Below are 25,082 nucleotides of genomic sequence, written 5' to 3'. Positions count from 1 at the left end.
GTTCATGGCTCCAGCCTGGCACGCAGCCGGCGCGCCTCTGCCGCGAACGCCGGGGCGCTGCGCGCCACGTGGTCCAGCGCATAGCCCAGCGTCACGTCGCCCGCCACTGCCACGTAGCCATCGGGCGCGGCGCAGCCGTTCTCCTGGCAGCCGCTTGCTGCGGCAGTCTCGCGCGCCAGCACGACGGCCGGTACCTGCGAGATCCCGAAGCGGGCGAACGCCTTCGGATCGATCTGAACGACCGCTTGAGTGCCGCCGGTCAGCTGACGGATGCGCGCGGCAGTCTTCGTCATGGATCCGTCGTGCAGGCCGCGCAGCACCAGCACGGCGCCGGCGCGCGGGGCATCGGCCGCCAAGCGGCGCAGCGTCCCTTCCGGCATGGACAGGCTGATGAACACCAGCAGGCGCGGTCCCGTGTTCGCGGGCACCGTGCCCACGCCTGCGGCCTCGTAGCCGCGCGCCACCTGCGCCAGATCGATCCCGGCACCCGCCTGCGGCTGGGGTAGCCGGTCAAAGCGATGGGTGGCGGCAGTCGGGGCAGGTTCGGCCGAGGCGACCGGGCCGGCCGACATGGCCAGACACAGCGCGGCAAGCAGTCCCAGCGCGGGCCACGCGCTATTGAAAACGATGCAGTCAGAATCCGACACAGCAGTTCCCCTTTCTAAACAGCATGAACGCGAAATCCTCGCCGCGCACGGGATACTCCTTGGCGGCGCCCCACAGCGCCGTGCTGCGCCCGAACGGCTGGCAGCAGCGCCCGGCCTCCTTGGCGGTGGCGGCGATCGGGTAGGTCAGTTGGCTCTTGTAGGCGCGCTTGTCCATCACCGGTAGGAAGTACGGTCCGCACAGGCCCCGCTCGCCATGGCGGCCCCAGGCCACCAGTTCGCGGTGCAGCTTGGCTGTCAGCCGCTGCGCCAACAGCTCGGCGGTGCGCACGCCACCCAGGTGGTATGGCACGTGGCCGTCGAGCGGATATAGCGCCCCTTGGCAACCGGCGCACCAGAACAGCTCGGGACGGCCGAAGCCGGCGGTGGCGGCGACGCAATCGGCCGCGCAGGCGGCCTGCGCCACCGGGTTGGCGAACAGCACCGCCTCCGGGTTGAGGATCAGGGTCAGCTCGTCGTCGTTCCACAGCGGATCGACCTCGGTCAGATAGGCCAGGTCGAATCCGCCCTGCTCCAGGCACGGAAAGTCCGCCACCACCTGCAGCCAGTACAGCACCGGATTGGCATAGAAGTGGGCCTGGTAAAAACTGTTCTGCTCACCGCTGGCGTCCACCGTGCGGCCGGCGTCGGGCGCCGCGATGCCGGGGTTCAGGTCGACGCCGCCGAGGGAAACCAGGCAAAACGGGCGCCGCACCACCTCCACGTGGCGCACCGGCTCCCAGAACCCGATCGACAGCCCGATGGTCGGGTTCACGCCGCAGGAGCACAGGGGATTGGCCGGGTTCGGGATGTCGCCCTGCCCGCCCAGGTCGGCCAGCGTGCCGCCGCCAAGGGTGATCGGCATCAGGCAGCTCCAGCAGATGTCCGTGATCGGGTTGGGGAAACGTCCGTTGCAGATGCCGGCCGCCAGCGATGGCGGGCTGTGGCAGGCCGCCGCCAGCGCGATGGTGGCCGCCACGCGGGCGGACCACGGGCGGCGCCCACCACCGGTTCGACGGGCGAAACCGGCCAGGCAGTGCGCGAGCAGATTCATGGCGTCGCCTCCTTGGCTGTCGCTGTCTCGGGCGGTACCAGTTCGTCGATGCGCAGCCGGTTGCCCTCCTGCGACACCAGCGCCGGCACATGGCCGATGGCCAGGCGCCGCACCAGCAGGCCGCGCTGGTCGTAGTAGACCGGCACGCGCCAGCGCCGCATCAGCTCCAAGTAGGAGCCCCCGGTCAGCACCGGTTTCACCGCGCCGGCATACTGGCCGACCAGGCCGGCCGCCAGCGCCACCTGGCGCGCGTCGCGGGCGTCGAAAAACAGCAGGCGGCGCGTCAGCGGCACAATGTCGAGCGGATTGGCGCGGGTGCCGGCCGGGAACAGCAGCTTGCCCGACGCGTCGACGACGTTGCGCTCCAGCACATAGCTCGGATCGTGGTGGTAGGTGCGGGCCGTGCGCGCCACCGGCAAACCCAGCGGCGCGGGGCGCAGCACGCCCTGCCGGGCACGTTCGACGGCTTGGCCGCGCAGTTGCGCCAGCTCGCCGCTCGCTTCCTTCTCCCGCAGGCGGCGCTCGATCATGGCCAGCAGGTCTTCCTCCGCGATGCGGTAGACCGGGCCGATCACACCCAGCGAACCGGCCTGCGCGACCGGGGTCGCCACTGCCGCCACAGCCGCCCAAGCTGCCAGTCCCGCCGGCAGCTGCCATCGCATCTGTCGCATGCTCATCGCGCACTCCTCAAAACAGCGGCCGCACCACGGCCAGCACATCGCGCTCGGCCACCAGCCCGCACAGGCGGTAGCGCGAATCAAAGCTGTCGGCATCCACGCCCTGCATGTACAGGTAGCCGGCCGGGATCACCGTCGCGGCGATGGGTTCGAGCGCCAGGCGCGACACCACGGCGTAGCGCTTGGCCAGCCCGGCGTCGACGCCGTTGATCAGTACCGCGCGCCCGCGCACCTCGATGCGGTCCCCGGCCACGCCGGCGACGCGCTTGAAGAAAGGCTGCCCGCGCAGGCCCGGCACGTGGCGCACGGCCTCGCCCCGGAACGAGAAGATCACGTAGTCGCCCCTAGCCACGCCGCGCGCGCGGTAGTCCACCACGGCCACCAGGTAAGGCAGGCTGGGCGTGACGTTGAACAGGATGGGCAGGCGCGGGACGGGATCGACCAGCACCCGCACGCAGGCCAGCAGCCACACCGCCGCCAACAGCGCGTAGCACGGCCAGTCGGCGCGCATCCGGCGCAGGTGCCGCGTCAGGCACGCCTTCATGGCCGCACCCGCTGGCGCAGGAGCGGCGTCAGGTCAGCCACGCCGGCCGGCAACGCCGCGACGGCAGAACGGTCCACCACCAGGCAGGCGCAGTCGCGCTGCAGTTCGGCCAGGCGCGCCGGATAGGCGGCAACAAACTGGTTGGCGGCGGCCTGCGCCTTGTCGCGCGCCGGCGCGTCGGTGCTGGACGAAATGGCCCGTAAGTAGCGCGTCTGCTCCTCCCGGTACACCTGCCAGGCGTCGACCACGCCGACCACCGGGATGGGCTTGACCAGCCAGTGGTGGTAGCCGGCCAGCGCGGCAGCGTTGAGCAGCACGGCGGCCAGGAAGCTTGCCAATACCGGTTTCATACGTGCCCCCGTTCGGCCAGGATGCGCGTGATCGCCTCGTCGATGCTGTAGCCCTGCGCGCGCAAGGCGTCGATCGGCTTGTTGTCCTCCAGCTTGTTGGAAAACAGCAGATGGGTGGCGGGGTCGAGCACCAGGCGAGCCACGCCCTCGCCGACCGGCGACGAGACATACATTTCCGCGTACGCGCCGGCCTCGGTGCGCAGGGAGTTCAGCAGCCGTTTCTTGGCCGCGTCCATCAGCAAGCGCCCCTTCCGGTCCAGCAGTTCAATCGACTCGGGCTTCTGGCGCAGCAGGAACACCCAGTCCGAGCAATTGAACGCCGCTTCCATCTGCGCCGAGCCGTAGTAGTCGTCCGCACCCTGGGTGGCGGTCACCAGCGCGCCGCCGTACTTGCGCGCCCGGCGCGCCGCCTCCTCGACCACGGCCGCTTTCAGCGGATCGTCGCTGCCGATCTCGCCCAGCTGCTGCTTGAGTTCATCCATGACGAGCAGCTTCTTGCGGTTGCGCGTCAGGTACATCTCCCCGGTGATCTGGTACATCAGCAGGATGTTGACCACCGCGTGCAGGTCCGGGCGGCGCTTCAATTCCTCGTTCTCGATCACGACGAAGTCGTTGGTAAAATCGACGTTGTTCCTGCCCTCGAAGAAGCGGGCGTACTGGCCATCCTTCGAATAGGGATTGAGCATGATGGCCAGATCCCGGATGCGCTGATCGTCGCGAATGCCCAGATCGGGGATCGCGCCGCTCTTGAACGCGTCGCGCATGGCCGTCATCGTCATGTCGCGCCCATATTTTTGCCACTGGCGCAGCAGCACCGCCGAGATCGCCTTGTACTGCACCTCCTCCAGCCGGCTTTGCATTGAGCACATCTTGGCGATCGCCGGCACCAGCATGTCCATGTCGTCGCAGATGTCGTTGATGGCAGAGAAGGGATTGAGGTTGATGTCGCTGTGCGCGGTGAACTCGATGTAGGCGCCGTCGGCCTTGCGGCACAGTTTTTCGAACGAACGGCCCAGGTCCATCATCCAGACCTTGGCGCCCACCGAGCGGTAGGACCACGCCAGTTCGTTGAGGAAGACCGATTTGCCCGATCCGGGCGCGCCCACCACGGCGGCGTTGAAGTTGCCCAGGTCGTTGTCGAACAGGTCGAGCGTGGTCACTTGGCCGCGCCGCCCGGCCAGCACCAGCGTCGGCGTGCTGGTGCCGCGCCATTCAGCGATCAGGGGCGCCAGGTGGATCGCGTTGGCCGTGGTCTTGCGCGTGACACGGCGCATCTTGCGCAGGTCGCCGTGAAAGGCCGGCGAGAGCGTCATCGGCAGGCTGGCCAACAGGGCCTGGCGCTGCTTGAAGACATCGGCGTTCAGTTCAAAACCGCTGGCGCGCCAGATCGCCCGTGCGGTCTCGCACGCCTGCGGCGCGTCCTCCGGCGAAGTAAAGATGGCCAGCTGGTGGTACATCGACACCAGGCGCCCGCCCGCGTCCGCGGCGTTGGCGGCCGCCTTCCAGTCCTCGCGCTTTTGCTCGACGTCGGGCATGATGTCGGCCAGCTTGCTGCCGGCGTTCTGGTTGGCGCGGAAATGGTTTGACGCAATGGCGCTGCGCGTCTCCGCGTGGTCCAGGATGTGCACGCCCATGGTCAGCAGGAACGGCGCACTGTACTGCAGCGGCGGCTGCATCAGGTCGCCGATCAGACTGCCCATGCGCCACAGCGCGAAGCGCTGCGGGAACGACTTGATCGACAGGAAACGCGCTTCCAGCGACGCGCCGCCGGCCAGCTTGGACAGGCGCAGCCCTTCCGGCCCGGCATCCTGGATGGTGTCGAAGTCGACGATCTGGTCGCGGATCTCGCGGCCCTCGTCGTAATGCAACTGCGGCAGGTCGGTGCGCGCCATGCGGTCCGGGTTGGTGAACTGCGCGCACCAGTTAATCAAACCGTCCGCGTCGCATTGCCGGTTCGGCAACGAGGCCGAGGCCAGTGTCACCGACATCGAATCGCGCAGCGCGCACAGCGTGCCCAGGCGCCGCTCGTCCGCGCCGTGGCCCGGTAAGGTCACCGAGACCAGCAGCCGGAAGTCGCGCATGGTGAAATGATGGGCCGCACTGAGCGAGCGCATGGTGCCGGCCAGCAGGTGCTGCACGCGCTGGCGCGCCAGCGCGCGGTACAGGTTGCTGTTGCGCGCGGGACGGCCGTAGCGGCTGCCCTGCTCGTACTGGTCGGCATCCTCCACCCGCAGGTTGGCGTACTCGCGCAGGATGTTGCGCACGTGGGGCGCGCCGAACAGGTGGAACTGGATGCCGGTGCCAACCGGGCAGTTGACGTACAGGCTCACCAGCACCTCGACCATGCGTTCGTCCGCGCCGCACTGCGGCAGCACTTCCAGCACGAAGCCCACGCAGCCGTTGCGGTTGACGAACAGCTGCACGTCGGGGATATAGGCGCCGTAGGGCAGCCAGGAGGCGAACTGCTCCGGGGGCGAATCGTTGCCGGCGCGCAGGCCGAGCCAGTCGAGGATGTGGCGCGGGCCGCCCTGGGCTGGCCCGCTTGCTGTCTCAAGCATGATGTCCTCCCTGGCTCACTGTTGGCGTGCCGGCCCGGCGGCCGGTGGCGCGGTTGCGGCGGCGCGCGCCACCTCGGCGCCGTCACTGGCCGCCGTCGGTGTGGCGGTCGCTTCCGCCTGGCCGGGCGGCCGCGATGGCGGCGGGCGCAGCGGCGCGTAGGCTTCGCGCGCGGCGCGCTGGGCATGCGCCACCTGCCACTGGCCATTGTCGATCCGCACATAGACATAGGACTGGTCGACCAGGTCGCGGTCGCTGTCCTCCCAGGCCTTGATCCACAGCCGCAGCACCCGCACCGGCGAGCGCATGGCGACCGGGTCCAGCCCCTGCGGCGCGGCGCTCTGCAACGCCTGCGCCGCGAGCGGCGCGACCGATGCGCCCTCAGGGCGCGGTGCGCTATCGGGGCTTGCGGGAGAACGGTTATGGTAGTTGGCGGACACCGAGGCGCAGTGCACGCCTTCCGGCGCCTTGCAGCTCAACTTGGGCGAGCCGTCCAGGCCCGACAGGTTGCCGCAACCGGCCAGTGCCAGTGGCCCCAGCAGGCCCAGCGCGCGCAGCTTGCGTGCCACGTTCTTGTTACTGCCGATGTGTTCCATGTGCGCTCCTTGCAAGGCTGTCGGCCTTGTCAGTCCCGCCGGCGGCGCGCGCCAATCCGGCTTCGATGTCGTCGCTGTCCAGTGCCCCGGCGACGCGCCTGCCGTCGGCGAACACCAGTGTGGGCGTGGCCTGCACACCCAGTCGGGCCGCGAGCGCGAGATTGCGCTCCAAGGGGGTGGCGCATGGGGACGCGGGGTCCGCTGGCATGGCGCCATCGGCCATGGCGCGTGCGTACGCCGCGTCGCGGTCCTGGGCGCACCAGATCGCCTCGGGCAGTTGCCGTCCCTGGAAAGGCAAGAGGTAGTGCAGGACGGTGACGTCGCGCAGGCGCCGCAATGTGGCGTCGAGCTGCCGGCAGTAGGCGCAGGCCGGATCGGTAAACACCAACAGCCGCCGCGCACCGGTACCGCGCACCAGCGTGATGGCGTCTTCAAGCGCGATCGCCGGCATGTCAACTGCACCATCCGATGCGCCTGCAACGGTCTCAGGGCTCGCCTGCCTGGCCATCCCGCCGGCCCTGCGGGACGCCGTCACATCCCGCATCCGGCGGGTGTCGAACAGGTGGCCGAACACCAGGTAGCGCACATGCCCGCCGCTGACATAGGCGACGTTATCGCCCATCCATACCTCGTACAGGCCCGGAACCGGGGTCGGCGCCACGCGGTCGAAACGGGTCGCGGGATGGGCCTTGCGCAGGCTTGCCAGCAGCGCGTCCTCCGCCCGGCCCGCCATGGCCGGTTGCAGCGCCGCCGCCAGCACGATCGGCAGCCACTTAATCGGTATTGTCATCGCGCGCCTCCTTGCCCAGCCGTGGCAGCCGAATGCCCTTGGTCAGCACAATGTCCACCTGCCGCTTGGCGAACACTTCGATGACCGGGAAGGTCTCCTCGGCCAGCTTGATGTAGTAATTTGCCAAGTTGTCCAGCGCGCGGCCGACACCGCCCGCGACGCCGCGCCGCATGCGTTCATCCATGCCCTCGGGTCCGGTGGTGAGCGTGCCGAACGGCGTTGCCGAGTAAGTCGCGCCGCCTTGGGCGAAGCCCTGGCCGATGCCGCTGACGATGCCGGCGCGCAGCGCGTTGGCCAGCATCTGGCCCTGCATGGTCACCAGGCGCCCGCGCAATCCCAGCATGCCGTCCTCGCCGTGGACGTTGCCATCGATCTTCACCTCCAGGGCGCGGCCGTCGCGGCGCACACAGGACAGGTTCACCGTGCGCAAATAGGCGCGCGAGGCGCTGATGCTGCCGTAGCCGGAGGCGATGACGAAGCACTCCTTCACTTCGCCGCGATAGTGGTTCGGCAACACGGCGTTGTCCAGCAGCCGGATCAATACCGGCAGCGGGTTGGCCTGCGCCTGGCCGCCGGTCGGGGCGGCAATGCCGCTCAAGGTCTCGCCGCGGATGAAGCCGACCGGCAAATAACTCTCCAGCATGCCGCCCTCGCCCTCCTTCTCCTCCTCCGCCTCCCGCTCACCTTGCGCATCCTGGGTATCGGCCTCGCCGTTTGCCGCCCTCCCTGCTGTGGCGGCCGGCACTGCCAGAGTGACCCGCACCAGTACCGGCGGCGGTTCGACCAGCGCCGTCTGGGCGCTTGGCCCCATACCGGTGGCCACGACGGGCGCCACCGGTGAACCCGGCGGGAACCCCGGCATGTCCGGCGGAGGCGTGGCAGGCCGCTGGGATGCGGCCGGTATGGCAGCTGGCGCCGGACCAGGGGATGCCGCGACGGGCGCCGGCACCTGCGGCGCCGCTGCCGCCGCGCCCGTCGAACCGCCCAGGCCTTGTTCCTGCTGGCGGCGTTCCAGGTCGGCCAGGCGCTGCATCAGCGATTGCTCACCCGCCTTGCGGTCGAGGTTGAACCGGTCCTGCGCCTCCTTGTCCACTTTGTATTGCGCCAAGGTCTTGCCGGCCGTGCCCACCCACTGGTCGAGCGGGTCGACGCGCAGCGGCGTGACGCCCTCCTGCTCGGGCTTGACCACGACTTTTTCCTTGGCGCGGTCCGCGCGCGGCGCCGCCTTGCTCTTGTCGCTGCCGGCGAGCGTCAACACCAACCAGAGCGTGCCGATGCCGCCGGCCACGATACCGGCCGCCATCAGATACTGCCGCTGCCGGGTACTCAGGCGACCCGTGGCGGTGCGCCATTTTTCACGCAGCTTCATGGCGTGCCCTCCTGTTGCCGGATCACGTGCACCAGGGTCGTGGCGCCCGGCTGGAGGTTGTGCTGCTCGATGGCGACCGCCAGCACGCCGTCTTGATCGAACTCCTGCTCGGCCAGCACCATGGGCGCCGCGCTCGTGTTGTGCAGGCGGTAGGTCTCGCCTTGCAGCGCCCGTCCCTCCTGACGCCGAATCAGCCGGAACTCGGCCTCGCGCCACAGCGCTTGCACCACATCCAGCTGCTGGGCGCGCACGCCGTCCGCTGGCCGCCCCTGCGCCATTGATACCAACATGGATTTCAACCCGCGCACATGGCTGGTGGCCTGCGGCCGCGCAGCCTTTGCAGCCGGTTCGCTCGCTTCGCTGCGCCGGTCGCGCAAAACGAGGCTGTCGGCCGGCATCTGGGCGGGACGCAGCAGCAGGGTGTAGGTCGCGCGCGCCGACGACACGAACAGGCTGATCGGGCGGACCTGGCCGACATGGCTTGTTGCAGCCGGGCGCACATAGATTTCGCCCTTGTCCAGGTCGCAGTTAAGGATGACGTCGCCGCGCGAGTTGACGGCGGGCGCCGCCAATGGCGCCGTGACCGGTGACGCGATGCCGGCCGGCGGCGCGCTGTCGCAATTGCTGGTGGAGTGGATGTTGCCCACCACGTTGACGATGCGCTGCCCTTCCAGCCGGATGCGGGTCGGCGCATCGGCGGCGATCGCCGCCTCCATGGTTTCACCGTCACGCACTTCGCGCGGCTGCGCGGCACCGGCGCCGCCCGCCCAGCATGCCAGTGCGAGCAGCATGACCAAATGCTTATTGTTCATTGCCGACCCCCTTGAATGTTTTCAGATGGGTGCGCCCGCCGCGAAACTGGAAGCTGGCGCGGAAGCGTTTTTGCAGCAGCGACGTTTCCTGCCCGTTGATGAGCGTGCGCAGCCGCCCTGTCATGAGCACCGTCTGCGTCTCCTCGTCGGGCTCGAGTTGCTGTAGCTGGAAGTAGGTGCTACCGTTCATCTTGCGCAGGCGTTCGGCTTCCAGCTCCATTTGCAGCTTGAGCGCCTCATAGTCTTCCGGCGCCACAAACGCCAAGAGGGCATCTTTCTTCCAGCCGGCCGACGCGGGTGTCAGGTCCAGCATCAGCCATGCGACATAGCCGCCCATCTGCTCCAGGTAAGCGCTGCCGACCCGTTCCCCCGATACCCAGAAGGATTTGGTCACATGCGGCGGCGTCACCACCACGCGCTGCGCGCCCACCAGCGAATACGTGATCAGGAGCGTGATTAGCAGGCACAGGCTCAACACGCCCAGGGCAAGCCGATGGGCACGGATACGCGCGCGCAGGTCCCGCAGGTCGTCCTGGTACCGGGTGTTGTCCATATTCCCTCCCTAGCCCACCATGCGCCGGATGTGCGACGGCGGCGTGGCGCGCATCGAACTCACGGGATTGGTGGGCAAATACCAATACAGCCAGTGCAAGGCATAGGCTGCATGCTTGTCGGCCTTGGCGCGCGCCATCATGCGGGCGAAATACAGGCCGATGGCGCAGGCCACGGCAAAGCCCCACAGCGTGTTGGCCAGGTAGCCGACGAACAGCATGAACAGGACGGGCGCCGCCACATCGACGTCCCACAATCCGATCTTCCATTGATCGTCCAAGCGGCGTGGAATGTAGGTGTCGGCAAGCATCCCGTCCTCCCTGCTCTGTTAGATGACCGCGCCCATGATGGCGCCCGCAATGACGAGGCCAACGGCGGCGAAAATGGCCAGGCCGATATAGAACAGCACCGGTCCGAAGTTGCGTAGCGCCGCCAGCGAGATCAGTGCCACCACGAAGCCGATGAAACCAACCATCGCCTTGATGCCGGGTGCCAGATCGGCCATCTGCGCCAGCGCGGACACCAGTGGCCCGGTCAGGCCGGAGAATGCAACCAGGTCGATCGCCTGGCCCGGCGCTGCGACCAGCAGGCCCAGTAGCATCAGCGCCACCAGCGCGGCGGCACTCATGCCTTTGCGCGGCAGGCGCCAGGATGTGGGCATCGGTGCCCACGAGTTCAACGTACTCATTCAGTCCTCCTTGAAATTCACATTCGACGCGCTCTTTGATGCGGCGCCATGCGCGTCCCTTGGCAGCCGGCTTGGCCCAGGCGGACCTCGTACCATGGCCCTGCGGCGTTGGCGTCCGCGCGCGAAGCGTCTGCCGCGAGGCCGCGTCCAGCGCCTGCGAAGCGCGTTCGGCCGCTTTGTGCTGAGTACATGTGCTGTGGTCATGGCCGGGCCTCCAGAGCGGGATGCCAGGTGACTTCGGCGCGCCGGTTGGCTTGGCGTCCGATGCTGGTGCGGTTATCCCCCACGTAGCAGCACGCGCCGCGCCCTTCCCATGACAGGCGCCCGGGCGCCACACCTAGCTGGTCGCGCAGGTGGTCGGCTACGACGCGCGCCCGGGTCCATGCAAGGCGGTGATTGACCGCATCGCTGCCGGTGCTGTCTGTCCGCCCGGCGATGGCGATCCGTCCGGCCCCGCGCGTCACCCCGGATAGCTGGGACAACGCCCTCGCCTCGCCGGGACCAAGCGCCGCGGAACCACTCGGGAACTGGATCACCAGCGTGTCGGGCACGGCTGCGGGCGTCCCCGTGAAAGATGCTCTCGCCTCGATGTCAATGTGGGCTGTAGGATCTGTTGCCTCGGATGGCGTCTTGGGCGTCACCAATGGGCATGCCGGTTCAAGGCAGAGCGCGAAATAGCCGGCACCGCCCTGATTGAACTGTGCGATGCGAAAGCGCGTCACCGAATGCTCTACGCGCGCGGGCATGGTGGCGGGATGCGTCACCGCGCCTGCGCAGCCGGCAAGCAGCATTGGCCCGCTTGTTGCGGCGGCGATGAGCGCCGACACCAGCATAATGCGGCGCATCATCGCACGCTCACAGAGGAAACGATGGCGGAGCTAGCCAGCCGGGCGGTTTCCCCGCTCACTGGCGTTGCACGCCGCATCAGCGACCGGTACACGCGCCATGCGTAGCGCATACGCACGCGCAGGCACTGCTCCGCGGTCATGGTGACGCACGAGGCGTTGTAGGCGCCGACAGCTTCCCATGTGCGCCCATAGCGCCCCATCTTCTCGGCGAGAATGCGGGCACCGGCGTCTATGTTGGTGCACGGATCGAATAGCGCGCGCTGCGTGACGCCCAGGTTGCGCAACATGCGCGCGTCCGAATTGACCTGCATGTAGCCGATGTCGACCGTGCCGGTGCGTTGAAAATGACTGTTGTTGACGGCGGCCGGGTTCATGCCGGATTCGGCGTCGGCGACCGCCTGCAGCAAGACGGCAGGCACGCTGTGTTGCCGAGCTGCTTGTTCCCAGCAGGCGTTTGCCAGTCCCGGCATGACAAACAGCGGCAATATGGAATGAATGAGAATGCGCATGTTCACCTCGCGGCATAGCCCGACATGGATTCGACCTCGCGCTCTTGCGAGGAACCAGGTGGCTTCGGGTTTGCCGGCGTTAGCCAGGCGCGGTGAACAGCAAGGTGCGCGTCGTTTGGGCGCGGGAGAGCGTCAGGTGGAATATGGCGCGGCGCGCCGTGCGATGTTGCGGCGCGCCTGCTCGAACAGCTTTTCTTTCGCACCTTCTTCCTCCATCGCCAAGGCCACGCACGCGGTGGTGAAATGATCCAGCTTGAACTGCGGATGAGGATGGCGGTTCTGCTCGGATTTTTGCAGCGCCAGCAGCAACTGGTACTGGCCGCGCCACATGTCTTCCTGCCTGCGGGCAGTATCCTGGTCACGCAGCACCAGCCGTGTGTGCAGGAAGGCGAAGATACGCCGCTCGGGCATCGGTGCGTTGAACACCAGCGACACGCAGGCACTGATCAGATCCGGATAGCGCAGCTTGGGCGAACGGTTGGCGGTGTCGTTAAACAGCGTCTCCAGCCAGGCGAATTCGTCCAGCCAGACACGCGTGCCCACCGTGTCGCCACTGTGCGTGTCCGCTGGCATGGCAGCCGGGTCACGTGGCGCCAGCCGCGATATGTGGCCGATTGAATCGTAGGCGGTAGTCATGGTGTGCACCTCCCGATGGATACTTGCATTGGGACTTGATGCGATGATCGTATCGGTTCCGTGCTAAATCTTCGCCCCGAAATGGTGGGAATTTGGCGCCTATTTTCGAATCGGGGCTATCGCTTCATGCCAGGGACCGAGCGTTGTTGCCTTCGGGTACGAAGCTGCTGGTCCAGCTTGACGCGAAGTACAGCGCCGGAATGGACGAAACCGCCCCTTTTCGGACATTCGCAGTACTTCGATTTTTCCCGAACGACACTGCGGATGTACGAGATCTACTCATCCATGAAACAAGACCTAAGAGCAAATTTCTTGAGGGACACTCCGACATTCATTGCTTTATTTTGCTTGCAACGTGAATAGCGGGCGATGCGATAATCGGAACTGGGTTGCCAAGTTGAGCATAATGCTCCTTGAATCCGTGATTACAATAATGGTGAGTTAGTTGTGCGTTTACCTCTCCAGAATGCCCACCGTCTGTACGACGATTGATGTGATCATTGCTTGCGTGGATAAGTACCAGGCGGGCTTGGCAAATTGCACAGCGTTCAGCATTTTTCAGACTGCTCTTGATTCGCATGGCACTACGGGTTTCTTTCCATTTATCCTTTACACTATCGTCGTTGGAAGCCCCTTGTGCTAATACAGAGATTTTCTTGACGATTGCCTCTTCCGTCTCACCGTTTGCCAAGCCGTCAAAAATTGATCGGAGCAATTCCCGTATCGGTTCTATGCTTCGTTTCCACCCGCCGTAGCGACTTAATATTTGCTGTCCGGGAGCATTCTTTCCGATCAAAATCTCTTCCAGCTGAGCTCGATGAAGGGTAAATTTATTCAACTCCTTATTCTGAATAATCTCCTGAATGAAAGAGACAACGCCGAGGAACATGCTAGGACGATGATTGCCAGTGGTTCCCCAGAAATAGACTGCCGGGTGAAGGCTGAGTGATGACGATTCGTTCCCTGCGACGTGCTTGATGACACTCCAGACTTTGCGAAGGACACGTAGGGTGCCTCCACCATTGGTGTCGCCCACCATTCCCTCAGCACCCGATTTTGTCCCGGTGATGACGTTTACCAATTCGACCGCTAGACGTAGTCCATTTGCAGTCTGAGCCATACCTGCAGGCTGAAGTTCTGGGTCAATATGTGGTTGCGCATCTTCTGGCTCAAATATGGCATCGTAAATGTTCGTTGCAATTTTCTCGATCTCAGCGATATTATCGGGAGTGAAACTCCCCCAGTAGGCATGTCCGCGACCGGCACTCACCAGCGCACGGGCGGCGACAATCGTCGGTGCCTTACGCTCAACAATCATGTATTTTTCGGTAAGATCAATTCCTACCGAACGTTGATTAATATCCAAAAAAGACTGTAACGCAACTTCGGCATCACCCACGACCCATTGCGTTTCAATCGGCTCAGCGATATTGGAACTCCAGTTTAATTGCTCTGGTGTACGAGATGCTATGAAGGTCAACTTCTGAAGCTCTGCGTACTCCAACCCCAACCTCTTAATTAAATCTCGGCATTTTTTAGCTGCGGCGGCTTGAGCTTTTGGGATCGTATGATTAAAGAAGATCTGAGAGATTTCACCATCACCATAATCATCATTCACCCAAGCAACAAAAACACTCAAACGGTGTGCGCCGTCGATCACAAAAGTCGATCCATCGGCGGACCATAAAATGACAGCAGGAATAAGATGCCCATTTCGAAAACTACGGATCAGGGAAACGACATTGTCAACGTCCCAATCATTGGTTTCACGTTGAAATAATGGTTTACGCAGCAAGCCATAAAAATGCTTCCCCTTGGCAAGCTCCGTAACCTGAATCACGCTCTTACTGACCTTTGGTTTTTTTCCCTCAACGTCATCTCGTGGTATTAATGCGTCCAAATTGACGAGCTGTTTAGTTGCCATATCGAACCCTCATATATTTACAAAAAATTGTTTCACGACGATTTTTTAGATCTCCGTCAAATTTCGTCGATTTGGCTCATGTGGGCGACCGCTACTGGCCGGTAGCGGGTCATGACGGCGTTAATGAATTTAACAGTTTGTATCAGTCTGAGCTAATAGACTTGAGCCTCTCCAGGCTACTCCGACAGCCAACCATCAATAAGATCGCGGATATCCGATATCATGCTTTTCACATCTGCCGCAGAAAATTCATCGTGTTTGCCATGAGCCGCGCTATTGCCAACGGCGGACAGGGCCAAAATCTTCTTTTGCTTTAACGAGCTATAGACACCGGCCTTCGCTAGGTCATCATTCATCTTTGCCAATTTCTGACGAGGTATCTTCGGGTCTTGCCGCTCACAAAGGTCTGCAACTGCAGTCTCTAAAACTGTTCTAGCAATCACAGCAGCAGCAACATGATAGCCGCTGCTCAGCAACCCACTTGCCTGTTCCAGCTCATTATCGAACACATCAGCCTGAACCAATGATTTGAAAGAAGTGAGATATCCGCCTTCGTAGTCATCTCTGACGGCATTAAACACGGCTCCCAACCTTTCCATCAAACTGACGGCCCCCTCCATTGATTGAGGCTTTTCACTCTCAATAAACTCCTTCAAATGAAGTGAGTCTTCTCCACAAGCCATAGAAATCAAGCTTCGAGCTTTGACTCTCCACTCATGAGTCAACCCCCTATCCAGAGTGTCATGATTGGATTGTGTGAAGGAGCTATAAGCAGAACCTTTGGTAGTAAGAACAGCGTCAAATTGTTCTTTCAACTGTTGAAAGCGAGTCGCATACTTTTTTACAGTCATCGATGTTCCTAATCAGAGTGGTTAACATTAACAACCAGAACGACCGCTCCTGGCCGAAGGCGGTCAAGATTCCTCTATTTCAAACGAACGTACAGATGGACGTTAGGCGAATCATCCCTATGCACCACTTTGACTTCAATAAATGAGAGCCTCACAACTTTCGAATAGATCATTCTATTGCTGTTCTCCATATGGATGGGTAAGCCGAAATGTACGAACGGCCGCTCCTGGCCGAACTCGCCCGACGGTTTTCAGGATAGCAGTTTGCTCAATTGCAAAATTCACGAATTCTCACACAAGGCCGGTGCCGCCTCAATGCCTCTGACCGCTACCGACCTGCTAATTCGATTCGTTCTGCGGCGCAATGAATTTGAATTTCTCTGCTACGTATTTGGCAGAATTTTCGATGTAAGGGAACACCGTGCTGTCGTTAATATTCATCGCATCCAGCTCTCTAACCAGTCGCTTTTTGTCATTCACTGCATAACGAAAAATCTTAAAGGTGTCATCACCCTCTTCATTCAGCTTCGCATTATCGCCGAATAGTAAGAAAGCCCCTGACTGAGAAGAAATCCGGTCGTTAGTTCTCTTCCCTTTAACGCAAAGTACGCTGCGTAAGTCTTCGGGTCGAATTCGCTTTTCAAAATAAGGTTTTTCCTCGCAGATAAAGTGATGGAGACGCTTTATGCCTGCTTGGCTGTTGAAGAAATCGAGTCCCCAATCAACATCAACTATGTCATCTGGAGTATCCGGATAACTAATCTCTTCTGTATCAGCCAACCGAGCAAGATTAGCCAAGCAGCTAGCGGTGTCCGAATCAAAATATTTCACTGCGTCACGCCGTACCACAAACCTGATTACTTCTCCAACAATGTCATGTTTGTCCTTGGCATTGCAGGCGAAGTATAGAGCAATGAGAGGATTCGAAGTAATATCTAGAAGCCGAGTAGGAAGTGAGTAATGTTGCATTCGAACAAGCCGGTCCAGAGTTGAAGAATCGCTCGCAAAATCGCTCGCATTTGAAACTAGAAGCTCGCGGTAAAGCAAATGCTCTTTCGTCAGATAAAGCAGATTCCCATCTTTATCTTTCCTGAATAGTGACGGTTCCAGCTTGTATCCTGTTCTACTAGAATGTCCTCGGTAAAAAACATCCTCGTCCATCGAAACTGAGCCAGACAGAACCTTGTCAATGTAGTCCTGCAACGAGCAAATAGGGACAATTTCGTTTTCTTCAGGCGGCAAGCTCCCGTCCCCAGCAGGTAGCGATGGAGAGTTGACGTTTTGAGGCAAGAGGTTTCGTGTTCGGAGCATGTCCAGAAGGTCCCCTTCCTTTACAGCCCAATGCGTCCGATTCATTTCCCATTTTCGAATGTCAAAGTATTGAAAGTATGGCTCAATGGAATCGTAAGAAATTTCGGGAATGCTTTGCTCAAACTCGAATTCAATCAACACCGTGCTCTGTCTGCGCACGAATTTTGTGATGCGGCCAACCCTCATGCCAAGTCGGTTCCAAGCTTCATATGCAAAAACGCACGGTAAAGCAACCATGGAATTCAGCTCTTTGTCAGAAAGCTTTTCGAGCTTATCTGAGATAGTCTTTTCCGTGTACTCGAGGATTCGCCCCTTTTCCCATTCGTAAAAACTCTTGTCCCAGCCACCAGGTTGGGACGTCACAAGAAAATTAAACATAGCTGGCTTTTCTCTGTTAAAAATCTCAAAAAATTCTGGCGCAAATGAATGATTCCCAGGTGAATCTTTAATGTTTTATGAAGGGCCGCTCTTGGCCGGTAAGCGTCGGCCATCCTTAAGCGCTAGTGTAGCGTCCAAGAATGCGAGGTAGGCGAATACGTCATGAACGGCTTGGTTTCGCTATTTTCCGGCGTAATGTCCGCAGGCAGTTCTAAATCAATTGACAGCTGCTCCACGAAGTCGAGAACAGCGTCATGTTCAGTAGGCCCGGAAATTTCTCGGGGTGATATATCGAGTTCCAGCTGCCAATCAACGAAGAAATGGCAATTGACGCTTACTTGGCCAAGCATCACCGACAGCAGATGACTGCCGTCTCGGTTGGCGAAAAGAGCTTGGCTTCCAGGGAAAGAGGCAGGGCTACCATCAAAGCTATATGCAAGCTCATACTTGCGAACTAATGAATCAAACCGTTCCCACTGCTTTGGCCCCATCTGCTGGATGTAGACATCCCGGAGAGAGCCATCGTCAATCCATAAATAAGGAGATGTATCGAATGCAGGTCTCATTGGTTTAATGCTCACATATATGGAAAGGTCCGTTTGTGGCCGACAACGGCCTGCCAACGACAGGATATCATCTTGCTCAAATGAAAAATACACAGATTCTCACAACGGCAGAGAATCACCGAAAGTTCCCTGATCCGTACTCGTATGTCAGCCATGCCGCATGCAAGCTGACATATTTCCACCTCCGGCGCCCGCCAGATAGTTGGCTACCGCAACTGCAATGCACACGCTGGGGACGCCAGCCAGAAGGGGCAGCTGCAACACCAGCACCAGCACCGTGATCGGCAATACCGCGCAGAGCACCGCGGCACGTCCAGCAAGCCACCTACGGCCGTAGTTGCATCAGCCGCGTAATCTGAGCAGATTCTGCTGGGCACTCCACAAGGCGTTTGCCTGCGAGTGTTTGTCTCGAGCAAAAATTGCACTCAGGGAAGTTACTTTTATGCAATGAAAATCCTCTTGCTAGGTTGCTCGTTGGCCGACTATACTTCACAAAACACTGTACATAATCACAGTATCGGAGCAATCATGCTTGTCCCACCACTTACCGTTACACCTGTTGCTCAAGCTGCTCTGGACTTAGCTGTACGTTCTAGCGTGTGGCGTGCAAGCGAACTTGCCGTATCACGTGCCACGACGGCAACAACCGGCCATCCTGTTCTGGATAGCCAGCTGCCCAACGACGGGTGGCCGAGGTCGGCACTGGTCGAATTGCTGGTTCAACAACACGGTATCGGCGAGATGCAGTTGTTGAAGCCCGCACTGGCGTCGCTGTCTCGACAACATAGGGTCGCGCTGATACAGCCGCCGTATCTCCCCCATGCGATGGCATGCCGGTCGTGGCGGATGAATGAACAGAATGTGCTCTGGCTTCGCCCCCAGAGCTCGGCAGATGCGCTCTGGTCAGCGGAGCAAATCCTGAAGAACGGAAGTTGCGGTGGCGTAGTGCTTTGGCAGTCGAACGTGCGACCCGAAGCACTGCGGCGTCTGAACCTGGCCGCGCAGTCCACGGATACTTGGTTGTGGCTGGTTCGACCACTGACTGCCGCCGCCGACGCGTCCCCTTCTCCGCTGCGTCTTGCACTACGGCCCGCGCTGGGCGGCGTCTCGGTGGAGATCATCAAGCGAAGAGGCCCGCATTGTGAAGTCCCTATTTTCGTACCCCTGATTGATATGCCCGCTGGTCGCCAGCTGTGGGACAAAGAACATGAAACTCCTGCTCAGCGCACACCTGCCACTTCTCCCGCTCGAGTCGCTGCGCCCATGCTGGTCTGAGCCGGGGCTGTATGCAGTCACCGACAAGGGAATCGTGATCTGCATGTCGATGGAAGCCGGCCGGGCGGGCGTGATGCTTGGTATGCGTAGCGGAGGGGTAATGGCTGTGTCGCCCGATACGGCTATTCTTGAACGCAACCTTGTCAAGGAGGACCTCGCACTCAATGCCATCGCGACTGCGATGATGCAGTACACGCCGGAAGTCACGTTGCAGGCGGATTGTTCGGTGCTGCTGGAGGTCAGTGCGAGCCTCGCGCTGTTCCGCGGGCCGCATGCTTTATGCGCACGCGTGACGGCAAGCATCGAAGCGCTGGGCTTTACCGTGCAACTCGGCGCGGCCCCAACGGCTGAAGGCGCGTGGCTGCTCGCCCGTAGCGCCCGGATGAAAACTGTCGTGTTCCGCCGCCGCGTGCTGTCCCTGGCGACCATGCAGCAACGGCTGGACTTGCTGCCGTGCGCTCTGGTGCCGGCAGCGGCCCCTTTCCATGATTGGCTCAATGACATCGGTGCCAAGCGGATCGGCGCCCTGCGAAGGCTTCCGCGTGCGGGTCTTCTGCGTCGCACCAGCAAGGAGCTCCTGGCAGCGCTGGACCGCGCCTACGGCGAAGCGCCCGAGATGCACGAATGGATCAAGCCGCCGCTGCATTTCTCCGCCCGCATCGAGACCTTCGACCGTGTCGAGAGCGCCGAAGCGCTGCTGCACGGCGCCACCGGACTCATCCTGCAACTGGTCGGCTGGCTCACGTCGCTTCAACGGGCAGTGCGGATGTTTACGCTCGCCCTGGAGCATGAGCGTGGCCATTCCGCGATCGCGCCCACGGTACTGGAAGTGGCACTTGCCGAGCCGGTCTGGCACGAGGCCCATCTGCTCCGCCTGCTCAAGGAGCGCCTGGCAAAAACGACATTGGAACGGCCCGTGATCGCACTGCGGCTCGACGCGGTGAAGATTGAATCGATGCTGCCACCGAACGCCAGCCTGTTCCCCGAACCCGGCGGGTCACCGCAGGACTACGCGCGCTTGCTTGAGCTGTTGACCGCCAGGCTGGGCGCTGAGAATGTGCTTGTCCCCGCCGACCTGGAGGACTACCGGCCCGAGGTGTGCAACGCATGGATGCCGGCGACGGCAAAGCGCCCGAAAACACAGATAGAAGAGATTCTGGAGGGCCGGCCCTTCTGGCTCTTGCCCAAGCCGATCAGGCTGCTGATGCGTGACGAGCGCCCGTTCTATGTCAGCCCGCTCAAAATCATCGACGGCCCCGAACGCCTGGAGGCAGGCTGGTGGAACGACCAGACCGCAGCGCGCGACTACTACATTGCGCAAGCGGCCAATGCCGCGTGCTACTGGATCTATTTGGAACGCGTCGCTGAAGACCCCCGGTGGTACTTGCACGGGCTGTTTGCGTGACCTATGCACACCATTCCGTCCAGACCAACAGCCGCCACGGCCGGGCTGCCAGATTACGTGGAGCTGCAATGCTATACCCATTTTTCCTTTCTGCGAGGCGCGTCCGCTCCCGAGCAGCTGGTTGAGCGCGCGCATCAACTTGGGTACCTGGCGCTGGCCATTACCGACGAGTGTTCGCTCGCCGGCGTCGTACGCGCCCATGTTACCGCGAAAGAGCTGGGCCTGCCGCTTCTCATCGGCAGTCAGCTTGACGTGACGCCGGAAGACGGCAGTGCCCCGTTTCGCATCATCATCATCGCGACGAACCGCAACGGCTACGGCAACCTCAGCGAACTCATCACGGTCGGACGGATGCGTGCCGAGAAGGGGCACTATCTGGTTCGGCCCCGTGATATCGCCACACCGGTCGGCGACCTGGTGCATCTGCGCAGCCTGCCCGACTGCCAGTTCATCCTGGCCCCCAAATACTGCGGCGCCTATGAGGAAGTGGCGCGGCAGGCAGCGTGGCTGGTTCAATGCGCACCAGGCCGGGTGCGTATCGCGCTCACCCTGCACCACAGGAATAAGGATGCGACGCACCGCCAGCTGGTGCAGGCCTTGTCGGGCGAGTTCAGCATGCCCATCGTCGCCACGGGGGATGTGGCCATGCACGTGCGCTCCTACAAGCCTATCCACGACACCATGACGGCCATCCGGCACGGGGTGCCCGTGGCGCAATGCGGCTATAAGCTGCCACCAAACGCCGAGCAGCACCTGCGTTCGCGCGTGCGGCTAGGCAACCTCTATCCGCGCGAGGCCCTGGACGAGACCGTGCGCCTGGCCCAGCTCTGCGATTTCTCCCTTGATGAGCTGCGCTATGAGTATCCGCACGAACTTGTGCCGGAAGGTGAAACGCCCGCGTCCTATCTGCGCAAGGAAGCCTACATCGGCGCCGACTGGCGCTACCCCGGCGGGATTCCAGACAATGTCCAGGCGCAGCTGGAGCACGAGCTGGACATCATCGGGGAACTGCAGTTCGAGCCGTATTTTCTGACCGTCTTCGACATCGTTCGCTTCGCCAGGTCTCAGCAGATTCTGTGTCAAGGCCGTGGTTCGGCCGCCAATTCCGCCGTGTGCTACTGCCTGGGCGTGACCGAGGTCGACCCGTCACGCGGGACGCTCCTGTTCGAGCGCTTCATGTCGAAAGAAAGGAACGAACCGCCGGACATTGACATCGATTTCGAACATCAGCGCCGAGAAGAGGTCCTGCAGTATGTTTATCGAAAATATGGCAGGATGCGCGCGGCGTTGACTGCCGTCGTCATTTCGTACCGGCCGAAATCCGTGCTGCGCGACGTCGGCAAAGCCCTCGGCGTCGACTTGAGCGTGGTCGACAAAGTCGCAAAAGCCTCGAGCTCCTGGGGTGGCCGCGCGGACCTTCAGCAACGCCTGCTGGACTGCGGTTTCGACCCCGAATCGTCAATCGCCGAAAAGTGGAACGACCTGGCCGACGCGCTCATGAGCGTGCCCCGGCATTTGAGCCAGCACCCGGGCGGCTTCGTGATTTCACACACCAAGCTGTCCCGCTTGGTGCCGATCGAGGCAGCGGCGATGGCAGACCGCAGCGTGGTGCAATGGGACAAGGACGACCTTGATGCGGTGGGCCTGCTCAAGATCGACCTGCTGGCGTTGGGCATGCTGTCGTGCATCCGGCGCGCGCTGGAGCTGGTGTCCGAACAGCGCGGTGCGCGTTTCGAAATGGGCGACATCCCGGCCGAGGACCCGGCCACCTACGACATGATCTGCCAGGCCGACACGATGGGGGTGTTCCAGATCGAGAGCCGCGCCCAGATGTCGATGTTGCCGCGCTTGCAGCCGAGGACGTTCTACGACCTGGTCATCGAGGTGGCCATCATCCGCCCCGGCCCGATTCAGGGCGGGATGATCCACCCCTACCTGCGACGTCGCCAAGGCCTGGACCCGGTGACGTACCCGAGTCCGGAAATCGAAGGTGTGTTGGAAAGGACGTTGGGCATTCCCATCTTCCAGGAACAGGTGATGAGCATCGCCATGGTGGCCGCCGGCTTCTCGGCGGGTAAAGCCGATGCGCTGCGCCGGGCGATGGCCGCGTGGAAAAAGAAAGGCAATCTGGAGCAATTCGAAGCCGACCTGTTAAACGGCATGACTGCGCGCGGCTACACCGCTGAGTTTGCGAACTCCATCGTCGGCCAAATCCGCGGCTTCGCGGAATACGGTTTTCCTGAATCGCACTCGAGCAGCTTTGCGCTGCTGGCCTACGCCTCCAGCTGGCTCAAGTGCCACCAGCCCGCGGCTTTCCTGGCGGCGCTCCTGAACAGCCAGCCGATGGGGTTTTATTCGCGCTCGTCCCTGGTTCAGGATGCGCGCCGGCATGGCGTGGAGGTCCGCTCGGTCGACGTGAGCGTCAGCTGCTGGGAGGCGACGCTGGAGGCGCCCACTACAGGGCCACAACCGGCAGTACGCCTTGGCCTGAACAACGTCAAGGGCCTGGAGCAGGATGCGGCGTGGCGCATCGAGGAGGCCCGGGCTGTCGAAGCCTTCAGCAGCACGGCCGACCTGGCGGCCCGCGCCAACCTGCATGCCGGCCACATGGGGGCGTTGGCCAGTGCCAATGCGTTGGCATCCCTGTCAGGCAACCGCCGCCAGGCAATGTGGCAGGCGGCCGCCAGCGTGCCGGACAAGGGTCTTCTGCGTCCTGCGGCAATCAGTGAAGAAGCGATCGAACTGGAGGCGCCGACCGAGGCGGAAAATGTGGCGGCTGACTACCGGTATGTCGGCTTGACGCTTGGCCGCCATCCCTTAAGTTTCCTGCGTGAGCGCTTGTCGAAGTTGCGCTTTATCCCGAGCGACGTGTTGGCTGGATTTTCGAATGGCCAGCTGGCCCGGGGCTGTGGGATCGTCACGGTGCGTCAACGGCCAAGCACGGCGGCCGGCGTGGTCTTCATCACGCTCGAGGATGAGGCCGGCACGGTGAACGTCATCTGCTGGCCGAGTCTGGTTGAGCAATTCCGCCGTGAGGTCATGGGCGCACAGTTGCTTGGGGTGTACGGGGTGTGGCAGTCGGAAAGCAACGTCCGTCACCTGGTCGCCAAACGCCTCGTTGATCTGAGCCACCTGCTCGGCGAGCTGGACACCCGTAGCCGGGATTTTCACTGATACCGCCGTGCAAGAACAAAATGAGAACTTTTCTTTTCCCCGATGGATACAAGGGCGTTCGCCAACCCATACAGGCCAGCGGCGCTGTCGCACATTGCCACCGCCCGGGTGCTTCTCAATTGTGGTAATTTTCATATCCAAGCATCACAACGATCGCCCAGCTACTCCGGAGGAATCATGTGTGTGAACTACGTCACCGTTAGTCGTCAACTGGCGTTCGAATGGTTTCGCACGCCCATGGAAATGAATGAGGACTGGCGGGAAGAGATGTATCGCGACTACCAAGGGCTGTTCATCGTGCACGACGAGCACCGGCAGCGAAAAGGTATGGTGGGAAGTTATGGCTTCGTCCCGCAGCGCCATCGTCCCTTCAAGAAGCTCACCAAGGAGGAGGACGCAAAGGTTCAGCAAGCCCTGGCCACGGGCAAAGCGCCGCCCAAGCCCAAGCGCATCGCCATGGACACCATGAACGCGCGCGCCGAGGAAGTCGGGAGCAAGGTCAACTACAAGCGCTTCTGGTTCGCACAGCAGCTTTGCATAGTGCCGGCGCTCACCGTCTTCGAACCGAACTGGGAGACTGGCGTCCATGAGCGCTGGGCGCTCGAACTGGCCAGCAAGGAGCCTTTCGGGCTGCCCGGCATGTGGCGCACGTGGGAAGAGGAAGACGGGACCATTACAAACAGCTTTACCCATTTCACCTTGAATGCCGATGACCACCCTCTGCTCAACCGGTTCCATCGCCCGAACGAGGAAAAGCGCGGCGTGGCCATCCTGCGTCCTGAACACTACGACGATTGGCTCAGCTCGAAAAACCCGGAATTTGCACGCGCCCTGATTGAGCTGTACCGCCCTGAAGAATTGCACGCGTACGCCGCCCCTAAAGCGAAGACGACAACAATATTCGAGGCGGCCGAAATAGAACAGGAAGCCGCTCAGGCGCAAAGAATCACCGAGGCCGAGCCGCAGCAAGGTTCATTGTTTGGATTTTGAAGATCGAATTGTCAGTCCAATCCCCGCGCCCCTACGCAAGCCGCAGCCTAAATCGCAATAAGGAAGACGTCGGCTAGCGCTCCTCGCCGTTATCGGTGTGCAGGGGCACCGGCCGCACCGCCGCCGCTGCAGCTGTCGAACTGATGTGTGAGAATTTGCGCATTTTTCGTCGAAGCAAGATATTATGCTGCACTATTGGGCCGCGTACGGCCAGCTGCGGACGTTCGCTGATTGATCAAGTTGTAAGTCTCGACCGGACACGCGTTCGGTTAGCACTCGTATGTTGGGAGTATATTTAAGCCGATTGGAGTGATAGGTGGGGGACTGGCAATCCCCGTGGCGCTTGTTGGCTCTGTAGCCCTTCTGCTGGTTTTGTTGCGTTATATCAGTATCAATTTGATTTCATCGGATCAAGACAACATTAAGGAGGTATCTATGGCTAAAACATTAACTGCACGTACTCGTGTTTTCTTCAGCTCGTTTTTTGAAACAACATGGGCTATTGGAGTCGGCGGCGCTGTTGCGCACCTATCGGCTTAAGTATATTCAATAGTAGACATACCTTCATGGGGTGTGGAAAAGG

The 25,082-nt window shown here is 61.7% G+C and carries 24 protein-coding genes; 4 read left to right on the top strand and 20 right to left on the bottom strand.

Annotation, left to right across the window (positions count from 1 at the left end; genetic code table 11):
* Positions 1–2: 2 nt before the first annotated feature.
* The 20 genes from trbC to ASD15_RS32560 all read right to left on the bottom strand — a co-directional run bounded on the left by trbC (position 3) and on the right by ASD15_RS32560 (position 17,655).
* Positions 3–647, bottom strand: coding sequence for a type-F conjugative transfer system pilin assembly protein TrbC (gene trbC / locus ASD15_RS22575; RefSeq protein WP_057157235.1), 645 nt, complete (start codon positions 645–647; stop codon positions 3–5).
* The gene (locus ASD15_RS22570; protein ID WP_082552060.1) at positions 634–1,698 is read right to left on the bottom strand and encodes a TraU family protein; all 1,065 of its coding nucleotides are present in this window, start codon (positions 1,696–1,698) and stop codon (positions 634–636) included. Before ASD15_RS22570 ends, trbC begins: the two co-directional genes overlap by 14 nt.
* Positions 1,695–2,375: a type-F conjugative transfer system protein TraW gene (gene traW, locus ASD15_RS22565; RefSeq protein ID WP_229418301.1), complete on the bottom strand. Its 681-nt coding sequence runs from the start codon at positions 2,373–2,375 to the stop codon at positions 1,695–1,697. Before traW ends, ASD15_RS22570 begins: the two co-directional genes overlap by 4 nt.
* A 10-nt stretch (positions 2,376–2,385) precedes the next feature.
* Positions 2,386–2,919, bottom strand: coding sequence for a conjugative transfer signal peptidase TraF (traF, locus tag ASD15_RS22560; RefSeq protein WP_057157234.1), 534 nt, complete (start codon positions 2,917–2,919; stop codon positions 2,386–2,388).
* Complete coding sequence (locus tag ASD15_RS22555) at positions 2,916–3,269, bottom strand: hypothetical protein (RefSeq protein ID WP_157201082.1); 354 nt, start codon at positions 3,267–3,269, stop codon at positions 2,916–2,918. The genes traF and ASD15_RS22555 overlap by 4 nt, the downstream gene beginning before the upstream one ends.
* Positions 3,266–5,827, bottom strand: a complete 2,562-nt coding sequence (gene traC, locus ASD15_RS22550; protein ID WP_057157232.1) for a type IV secretion system protein TraC — start codon at positions 5,825–5,827, stop codon at positions 3,266–3,268. The genes ASD15_RS22555 and traC overlap by 4 nt, the downstream gene beginning before the upstream one ends.
* Before the next feature lie 15 nt (positions 5,828–5,842).
* Positions 5,843–6,421 carry a TraV family lipoprotein gene (locus ASD15_RS22545; protein WP_057157231.1) on the bottom strand — a complete coding sequence of 193 codons (579 nt, stop codon included), beginning with the start codon at positions 6,419–6,421 and terminating at the stop codon, positions 5,843–5,845.
* On the bottom strand, positions 6,402–7,211 hold the full coding sequence (locus ASD15_RS22540; RefSeq protein ID WP_057157230.1) for a DsbC family protein: 810 nt from the start codon (positions 7,209–7,211) through the stop codon (positions 6,402–6,404). The genes ASD15_RS22545 and ASD15_RS22540 overlap by 20 nt, the downstream gene beginning before the upstream one ends.
* The gene (locus tag ASD15_RS32565; RefSeq protein WP_057157229.1) at positions 7,195–8,580 is read right to left on the bottom strand and encodes a TrbI/VirB10 family protein; all 1,386 of its coding nucleotides are present in this window, start codon (positions 8,578–8,580) and stop codon (positions 7,195–7,197) included. Before ASD15_RS32565 ends, ASD15_RS22540 begins: the two co-directional genes overlap by 17 nt.
* A complete protein-coding gene (locus ASD15_RS22530; RefSeq protein ID WP_057157228.1) occupies positions 8,577–9,392 on the bottom strand; it encodes a type-F conjugative transfer system secretin TraK in 816 nt (271 codons plus the stop codon). Before ASD15_RS22530 ends, ASD15_RS32565 begins: the two co-directional genes overlap by 4 nt.
* Positions 9,382–9,945, bottom strand: coding sequence for a type IV conjugative transfer system protein TraE (gene traE / locus ASD15_RS22525; protein ID WP_057157227.1), 564 nt, complete (start codon positions 9,943–9,945; stop codon positions 9,382–9,384). Before traE ends, ASD15_RS22530 begins: the two co-directional genes overlap by 11 nt.
* 9 nt (positions 9,946–9,954) lie before the next feature.
* Positions 9,955–10,254 carry a type IV conjugative transfer system protein TraL gene (traL, locus tag ASD15_RS22520; protein ID WP_057157226.1) on the bottom strand — a complete coding sequence of 100 codons (300 nt, stop codon included), beginning with the start codon at positions 10,252–10,254 and terminating at the stop codon, positions 9,955–9,957.
* Between the two features lie 18 nt (positions 10,255–10,272).
* Positions 10,273–10,632 (bottom strand): hypothetical protein, encoded by a 360-nt coding sequence (locus ASD15_RS22515; RefSeq protein ID WP_057157225.1) that lies wholly within the window; start codon positions 10,630–10,632, stop codon positions 10,273–10,275.
* A gap of 200 nt (positions 10,633–10,832) precedes the next feature.
* Positions 10,833–11,480, bottom strand: coding sequence for an OmpA family protein (locus tag ASD15_RS22510; RefSeq protein WP_057157224.1), 648 nt, complete (start codon positions 11,478–11,480; stop codon positions 10,833–10,835).
* The gene (locus ASD15_RS22505) at positions 11,477–11,989 is read right to left on the bottom strand and encodes a lytic transglycosylase domain-containing protein (protein WP_082552059.1); all 513 of its coding nucleotides are present in this window, start codon (positions 11,987–11,989) and stop codon (positions 11,477–11,479) included. The genes ASD15_RS22510 and ASD15_RS22505 overlap by 4 nt, the downstream gene beginning before the upstream one ends.
* 132 nt (positions 11,990–12,121) lie before the next feature.
* Positions 12,122–12,625 carry a hypothetical protein gene (locus ASD15_RS22500; protein WP_057157222.1) on the bottom strand — a complete coding sequence of 168 codons (504 nt, stop codon included), beginning with the start codon at positions 12,623–12,625 and terminating at the stop codon, positions 12,122–12,124.
* Between the two features lie 331 nt (positions 12,626–12,956).
* Positions 12,957–14,549 (bottom strand): DUF262 domain-containing protein, encoded by a 1,593-nt coding sequence (locus ASD15_RS31935; protein ID WP_082552058.1) that lies wholly within the window; start codon positions 14,547–14,549, stop codon positions 12,957–12,959.
* Between the two features lie 176 nt (positions 14,550–14,725).
* A complete protein-coding gene (locus tag ASD15_RS22495; protein WP_082552057.1) occupies positions 14,726–15,400 on the bottom strand; it encodes a DUF4145 domain-containing protein in 675 nt (224 codons plus the stop codon).
* Positions 15,401–15,739: 339 nt separating this feature from the next.
* Positions 15,740–17,089 carry an FRG domain-containing protein gene (locus ASD15_RS22490; RefSeq protein ID WP_057157221.1) on the bottom strand — a complete coding sequence of 450 codons (1,350 nt, stop codon included), beginning with the start codon at positions 17,087–17,089 and terminating at the stop codon, positions 15,740–15,742.
* 122 nt (positions 17,090–17,211) lie between these two features.
* Positions 17,212–17,655, bottom strand: a complete 444-nt coding sequence (locus ASD15_RS32560; RefSeq protein WP_157201081.1) for a hypothetical protein — start codon at positions 17,653–17,655, stop codon at positions 17,212–17,214.
* Positions 17,656–18,183: 528 nt separating this feature from the next.
* Between ASD15_RS32560 and imuA the strand changes: the two genes are divergently transcribed.
* From imuA to ASD15_RS22475, 4 genes are all read left to right on the top strand, one after another.
* Positions 18,184–18,930 carry a translesion DNA synthesis-associated protein ImuA gene (imuA, locus tag ASD15_RS31930; protein WP_082552056.1) on the top strand — a complete coding sequence of 249 codons (747 nt, stop codon included), beginning with the start codon at positions 18,184–18,186 and terminating at the stop codon, positions 18,928–18,930.
* Positions 18,863–20,335: a DNA polymerase Y family protein gene (locus ASD15_RS22485; RefSeq protein WP_057157220.1), complete on the top strand. Its 1,473-nt coding sequence runs from the start codon at positions 18,863–18,865 to the stop codon at positions 20,333–20,335. The genes imuA and ASD15_RS22485 overlap by 68 nt, the downstream gene beginning before the upstream one ends.
* Before the next feature lie 3 nt (positions 20,336–20,338).
* Positions 20,339–23,509, top strand: a complete 3,171-nt coding sequence (locus ASD15_RS22480) for an error-prone DNA polymerase (protein WP_057157219.1) — start codon at positions 20,339–20,341, stop codon at positions 23,507–23,509.
* A gap of 183 nt (positions 23,510–23,692) precedes the next feature.
* Positions 23,693–24,499 (top strand): SOS response-associated peptidase family protein, encoded by an 807-nt coding sequence (locus ASD15_RS22475; RefSeq protein ID WP_162249937.1) that lies wholly within the window; start codon positions 23,693–23,695, stop codon positions 24,497–24,499.
* The last annotated feature ends 583 nt before the right edge of the window (positions 24,500–25,082 follow it).

Origin of the sequence: Massilia sp. Root351 (assembly GCF_001425045.1) — a bacterium.
Classification (GTDB): domain Bacteria; phylum Pseudomonadota; class Gammaproteobacteria; order Burkholderiales; family Burkholderiaceae_D; genus Rugamonas.
This window is presented reverse-complemented; position numbering and strand designations above follow the sequence as displayed.